Annotated in this window: 5 protein-coding genes; 2 read left to right on the forward strand and 3 right to left on the reverse strand. The window is 71.4% G+C overall.

Annotated elements, in window-relative coordinates:
* Positions 1 to 16: 16 nt before the first annotated feature.
* From ACIBO1_RS26325 to ACIBO1_RS26335, 3 genes are all read right to left on the reverse strand, one after another.
* Complete coding sequence (locus tag ACIBO1_RS26325; RefSeq protein ID WP_396751043.1) at positions 17 to 1,222, reverse strand: MFS transporter; 1,206 nt, start codon at positions 1,220 to 1,222, stop codon at positions 17 to 19.
* Positions 1,223 to 1,300: 78 nt separating this feature from the next.
* Positions 1,301 to 1,780, reverse strand: coding sequence for a hypothetical protein (locus tag ACIBO1_RS26330; protein WP_396751033.1), 480 nt, complete (start codon positions 1,778 to 1,780; stop codon positions 1,301 to 1,303).
* 70 nt (positions 1,781 to 1,850) lie between these two features.
* Positions 1,851 to 2,171, reverse strand: a complete 321-nt coding sequence (locus ACIBO1_RS26335; RefSeq protein WP_396751035.1) for a hypothetical protein — start codon at positions 2,169 to 2,171, stop codon at positions 1,851 to 1,853.
* 304 nt (positions 2,172 to 2,475) lie between these two features.
* On the opposite strand from ACIBO1_RS26335, the gene ACIBO1_RS26340 reads away from it, so the two are divergent.
* Together ACIBO1_RS26340 and ACIBO1_RS26345 are read left to right on the forward strand one after the other, a co-directional pair.
* Positions 2,476 to 3,231: a DUF3224 domain-containing protein gene (locus ACIBO1_RS26340; protein WP_396751037.1), complete on the forward strand. Its 756-nt coding sequence runs from the start codon at positions 2,476 to 2,478 to the stop codon at positions 3,229 to 3,231.
* 312 nt (positions 3,232 to 3,543) lie between these two features.
* Positions 3,544 to 6,085: M14 family metallopeptidase (locus ACIBO1_RS26345; protein ID WP_396751039.1), on the forward strand; the 2,542-nt coding region annotated here is incomplete at its 3' end.

Raw genomic sequence — 6,085 nt, forward strand, 5'->3', positions numbered from 1 at the left:
GTTCCGCCGGCCGACGTCAGCTGGGCGAGTCGGCCCGCACGGGCTTGCTGTCCATCGCCGGCTGCGGCGGCGAGGCGCTGTGCTGTCTCCGCCACACGACGGCGGCGGCGACGAGGCAGACGGTGGCGGCGAGGACGAGCGGTGGCCGGCCGCCCAGCAGGACGGCGGCGGACCCGAGCGGGATCGCCGCCGCGATCGGTCCGAACATGATCGTGTTGGCGGTCGCGGCGGCCCGGCCCAGCAGTTCGTCGGGGCTGTGCGTCTGCACGGCGGTGACGGCCGCGACGAGCGCCCACGGCAGGCCGACCCCGGCCACCACCGAGGCGACGACCACCGCCGGCCACCAGGGCAGACAACGGCCCACACAGCTCGCGGCGAAGAGCGCCACGCCGCCGACGGCGACCGTGGTCGGGCCGAACTTGGCGATCAGCCGACCGGCGACCAGCCCTCCGACGATCGAGCCGAGGCCCTGCGTGCTGAGCAGAACGCCGAGGAAGGTCGCCGGCAGGGCGAGATCGTCGGTGACGACGGCGTACCCGGCGGCGGTGGTGAAGCCGGACGCGGCGATCGCCACGCCCGCGAGGATCACCGGCAGCCGCGTCGACGGCGACGCCCACAGGACCGCGAGGCCGGCCCGGACACCCGGGCGCCGGGACGCGGTTGCCGGTGCGGGACGCCGTAGCCGGAGCAGGGCGTACAGGGCGGCGACCAGGGCGGGCAGGAGTGCGGCGAGCAGCGCGACGAGGTGTCCGCCCTGCCAGGCGTACAGACCGGCGCCGGCCAGCGGGGCGACGAGTTTGACGCCCTCCTGGGCGCTGGACCGCCATCCGTTGACGTGACCGAGTTCGTCCGGTGACAGCGCGGCGGGCAGCAGTGCGCTCTCGCCCGCGTCGACGAGCACGTACGCGACGCCGTACACCGTGCAGACGCAGAACAGGAGCCACACCTGTCCGGGTCCGCGTACGGCCAGCAGGGTCGGCAGGACGGCGGCCAGGGCCAGGTTGACCGTGATGACGAGCGGTCGTCGGGGGAGCCGGTCGACCAGGGCACCGCACCAGGGTCCGGCGAGGGTGGGTGCGTAGACGCAGAGCCCGGCGAGCGCGGCGAGGCTGCTGGACCGGGTCAGGTCGAGGATCCAGATTCCGGAGACCAGGGCCATGGCGCTGCCGCCGCAGCCGGAGAGCACGGAGATCGTCACGAACAGGATCGCGTTGCGCCGCACATGCCGCTCCCAGGTTGAGCCGAGGTGACTCATAGCCTCAACCCTTGAGTCGGTCAGGAGCAATAGCGTCGCGCGTCGTCAACGGGTCGTTGACAGCGCGGTGTCCAGGTGTCGCGCGATGGTGCGTACCGGATTCGGCAGTCGACGCCCGGCCCGGCGGAGGTCGGCGGCGACGTGTCCGGCCAGGTCGTACAGGGCGCCGGGTGCGGCCTCCAGGGCCAGCGCCGTGGTGTGTCGGGTCAGCGTGGCTCCGGGAAATCGGCCGTCCCAGCGGCGATCGGCGTCGATCCAGCGCTGCAACCCGGTGAGCAGGGCGCGAAGCGCGGCGACCTCACTCGGCCAGCGCCGGTCGGACTCGACCCGCCGCGCCCGACGGCGGGCGGCCAACCGCTGGCGACGTTGCTCGGCGGCCTGCCGGCTACCCAGTCCGAGCGCCTCGGCGATCTGCTGCCAGGCCGCGCCGGACTGCCGGGCGCGGTCGATGAGATCCAGCTCTGCCTCGTCCAGTCGGTCGCGGGCGGCCGGGACGCCGGCCAGGTCGCCGAGCGGATCCTGCACGTGTCAACGTTACCTTGACAGGCCGGTGCGGCGGGTCGCCCGGCGAGCGGTGCCGGGGCGACCCCCGCGCTCAGGCGGCGGCGGAATCGCGGCGCGCGCGCTCCGCGGCCCGACTCGGCAGTGCCGGCGACGTCGACCACCCGGCCTGCCGCGTGGGTGCCTGTGGCGCATCCGCCGCGCCGCCCTGGGCCAGGATGAGGGCGCGCTGCGCCTGCTGCCACGGCTCGCACGGCCACTCCCGGCCGGCACAGAGCAGGTGGGCGCAGTCGCCGTCCTCGGCCGGTGCGTGCGCGTCGGCGACGTGTAGGGCGAGCCGCCACAGCAGCGGATCTGTGACGTGGTCGGGGCGCTCGTCGGTGGCGTTCGGCCGGCCAGTGGTGTATTCGGACATGCGTGGTCCCCCCTCGTTGTCGAGCTTCCCGTTCCTGGTCTCCACTCTGCGCGCAGGTCAAACGCCCACCGGGCGAGAAGCGTGTGACTAAGTCCGGCCCTCGGAACGATTGACACGCGTCGCTTGTTGCGTGAAAGTTGTGCGCAATCGATCACTCTCCACATCCGAGGTGTGACGCTGCGCAATCGGTGACGCGGGCGGCGTCCACTCCGGACGCTCCGTGCTGGCCGCTGCCAGCGAGCCTAAGCGCGGGGCGAAGCCCACCCCATCACCTTCCGCGCGCCGAGAAGGGGCCACAAGCCTCATGTCTGAGTTCCGTACCCGTTCCCCGTGGCGACGCCGGATCGCCGTCTCCTCCGTGTTGGCGGCCGGCGCCGCGGTGCTGCTGGTCAGCCCCGCCGCTGCCATCGTCCCGCAGGCCACCGCTCCGACCGCCAGGACCGCCACCACGATCGACTCGGGCACGTCGTCTGTGCCGCCTGTTCTGCAGTCGCGCTTTGCCGGAGCCGGCACCACATCGTCGTCCGACGGCTCGGAGGCGGCGCGGTCGACATCGGACCGTGCTGCGGCGCGCGACCGGATCGTCCGGCCTGTTCCCACCGTCTCGCCGGGTACGCCCGGTGCGTACAAGGTGGTGACCGGCGACCTGTATCCCCGCCACGTGTCCTTCGAGCAGGTCAAGGGCACGCCGGCCGGCCATTCGGTGTGGCGTGTCCTGTACGGCATGAAGTATGTGGGCGGACTCGTCGGTGAGACCGAGGACGTCGAGTTCCAGATCCTGGATCGCGAGGGCAACGGCACCATCGACAGCGCCGGAGTCTTCGCGGGCACGCTGGACGGGCTGGAGGGCGGGTTCGTCTTCGAGTCCGAGGGCAAGCAGAGCGCCGACGGCACCTTCACGATGAACTTCGTCATCACGCCGGGTACGGGTTACGGCAAGCTCGCCGGTCTGAACGGCAGCTTCACGGTGGTGGCGACCCGCGCCCACTGTGGGCCGAGGGACACCCCGGAGACGTGCGAGACGCTGGTCTCGTACAGCCTCGGTTACAGCCTTCCGTAACCCGGAAGCCGCGCACGGCGCCGCGTTCGGCCCTTCCGTGACGGTGGGTCGGACGCGGCGTCCGTGCTCAGCGGGGGTACGCGGGGGCGATCGTCCATACTCCGGGACGATTGACAGATGACCTTCGTCAGGTGAGAGTGGTCCGCAACCTGATCACTCCTACCTCTCGATGTGTGACGCTGCGTAATCGGCGATGCGGGCGGTGTCCATGTCGGACGCACCTGGCCGTGGTTGTCACCGGAGCTGAGACAGCCCAGGTGAGGTGCGAACCCCCACACCCCCACCGCACGCCGAGAAGGGGCCACGAGCCTCATGTCGGAGTTCAGTACCCGTTCCCGGTGGCGACGCCGGATACCCTTCTCCGCCGCGCTGGCCGCCGGCACGGCCGTGCTGCTGCTGGTCAGTCCGGCCTCGGCCGTGGTGCCGCAGACCGCCGCGCCGGGCGCCGAGACCCCCGCCGACCTCGGCCGGCTGGCAGACGAGCAGACCAGCGTGATCGAGGTGGTGGTAGCCGACACCACCGAGCTGGACGCCCTGGTGGCCACCGGCGTCGACCTCGACCACCACGTCCACCACACCGACGACGGCATCGTGGTGCACGCCGTGGTGACCGGCAACGAGGTCGCCACGCTGACCCGGGCCGGCTTCACCTTCGGCAAGGTGCTGCACACCGAGGAGGACGCGCAGGACCGGATCGCCGAGCGGGAGGCGACCATCGCCGCCCACCTGGCCGACAACCGGGAGTTCTCCGGAGCCGCCGTCGCCGCCCGGTCCGCCGCCTCGGACGTCAAGATCATCCGTGCCGACTACTACACCTCGGGCACCACCCAGGTGCTGTCGGTGGAGGCGAAGTGGGCGCAGGGACAGACCGCCGCCACCGCGCTGACCGTCGAGCGGGACAGCGGGCCGGGCACCGAGTTCGGCTCCGGCGGTACGCAGAACATCACCCGGTTCGTCGACGCCGGGGTGTACCTCTACCACCGAGGTGCGGCGCAGGTGACCAGCCGCCCGGACTACGTACGGATCACCAGCCCGACCGGTGACGTGGCGGTCGCCAAGGTGCACGAGTGGCTGCCCATCCCGGACACCGACCCGGAGGGGCCGGGCTACCAGAAGGACTTCGTCACCAGCTACCTGACCCCGACCGAGCTCTACGACCGGATCAAGTCGATGTCCGCGCAGTACCCGGAGATCTCCGAGATCGTCGAGCTGCCGCACAAGACCAACGGCTACCGCCGCAAGGCGCAGGCCGTACTCGGCACCGCCAACGCCAGCCGCGTCGGCGTCGACTCGCTGGCCTGGGGGCACCAGGGCGGCAACGACATCACCGTCGAACTGGCGAACCCCGGCACCGCGAGCGCGTCCCTGACGGTGACCGTGACCGGCAACCAGGTCCGCGTCGGCCTCGCCACCGACGCCGCCGGCACCGTCACCAGCACCGCCGCCGAGGTGGCCGCCGCGCTCAACGCCCAGGCGGGCACGCTGCTCACCGCGTACACGTACCGCGGCAACGCGGGCGCGGGCGTGGTGGCGCCGGCCGCGCCGACCGCGCTCTCCGACGGCCTGTCCGCGCCGACGACGGTCTCCCGTGACCCGCACGCCGTGTACGCCATCCGGATCGGCAAGCACCGCGACGGCTCCAAGATGGGCGTCCTGGCCTACGCGCAGGAACACGCGCGGGAGTGGGTGCCTCCGCTGGTGACCATCGAGACCGCCGAGCGGTTGCTGCGCAACTACGCGCACGACGCGAACACCCGCGAGCTGGTGGACAACCTCGACATCTGGATCGCGCCGTCGATCAACCCGGACGGCGGGCACTACTCGTTCTACGACTTCAACTCGCAGCGCAAGAACATGACCAACCACTGCACGCCGGAGACCTCCGGGGACTTCCTCGGTCGGACCTCCTGGGGTGTGGACAACAACCGCAACTACACCGAGTACAGCCTTTTCGACGGGTACTCGGGCGCGTCGACGAGCTGCACCAGCGGCACGTACGCCGGGCCGGACGAGCTGTCCGAGCCGGAGAGCCGCAACGTCGACTGGCTGGCCTCCCGGCCGAACGTCAAGTTCTCGATGAACCTGCACTCCTCGGGCAACTACTTCATGTGGTCGCCGGGCTCGTACGCCACTCCGGGCCGGGTCTCCGCCCCGCGTCCGACGCTGGCCGAGGAGTCGCTGTTCTGGGGTGCGTCGTCGCGGATCCTGACCTCCATCAAGCGGCACCGTAACCTCGCGGTCACCCCGGCGCGCACCGGCCCGATCGCCGACGTGCTCTACTCGGCGGCTGGCAACTCCGGTGACATGCTCTGGTACAAGTACGGCATCTACGCCTGGAACTTCGAGGTCGGCACCTCCTTCCAGCCGACCTGGACCTCGGCCCGCGAGGAGACGATGGAGTTTTCCAACGGCCTGGTCGAGATGCTGCGGGTGGCCCGCGACTTCGACACCGACGAGTCGGCACCCACCAGCTCCGTCGAGGTGGCCACCAGCGCCACCGAGGGCTCGGTCGACGTGACGTTCTCCACCAGCGAACCGGCGGCGGTGTTTTACACCCTCGACGGCAGCCGGCCGACGTTCGAGTCCACCCTCTACGGCTCGGGAGGCATCCGGGAGGGCGGCGAGACGCTGACCGTCCCGGTCGGCACGACCGTGCACTGGTTCTCGGTGGACGCGGCGGGCAACGTGGAACGCGACTACCAGCCCGACGGCCAGGACGACAACTACAACCGCAAGCGGCTGACCGACCCGAACGCCGAGCCCGAGGTGCCGGTGACGGTCACCGTGCAGGCGCGGTGTGTGGCCGGGAAGGCGTACGTGGCGGTGCAGGCGCGTAACGATCACGACGGTCCGG

Origin of the sequence: Micromonospora sp. NPDC049903 (assembly GCF_044460945.1) — a bacterium.
Taxonomy (GTDB): domain Bacteria; phylum Actinomycetota; class Actinomycetes; order Mycobacteriales; family Micromonosporaceae; genus Micromonospora.

Bases quoted from the DNA above. Each gene is read 5' to 3' on its own strand.
- ACIBO1_RS26335 (WP_396751035.1), bottom strand. From the start codon at position 2,171: ATGTCCGAATACACCACTGGCCGGCCGAACGCCACCGACGAGCGCCCC.
- ACIBO1_RS26340 (WP_396751037.1), top strand. From the start codon at position 2,476: ATGTCTGAGTTCCGTACCCGTTCCCCGTGGCGACGCCGGATCGCCGTC.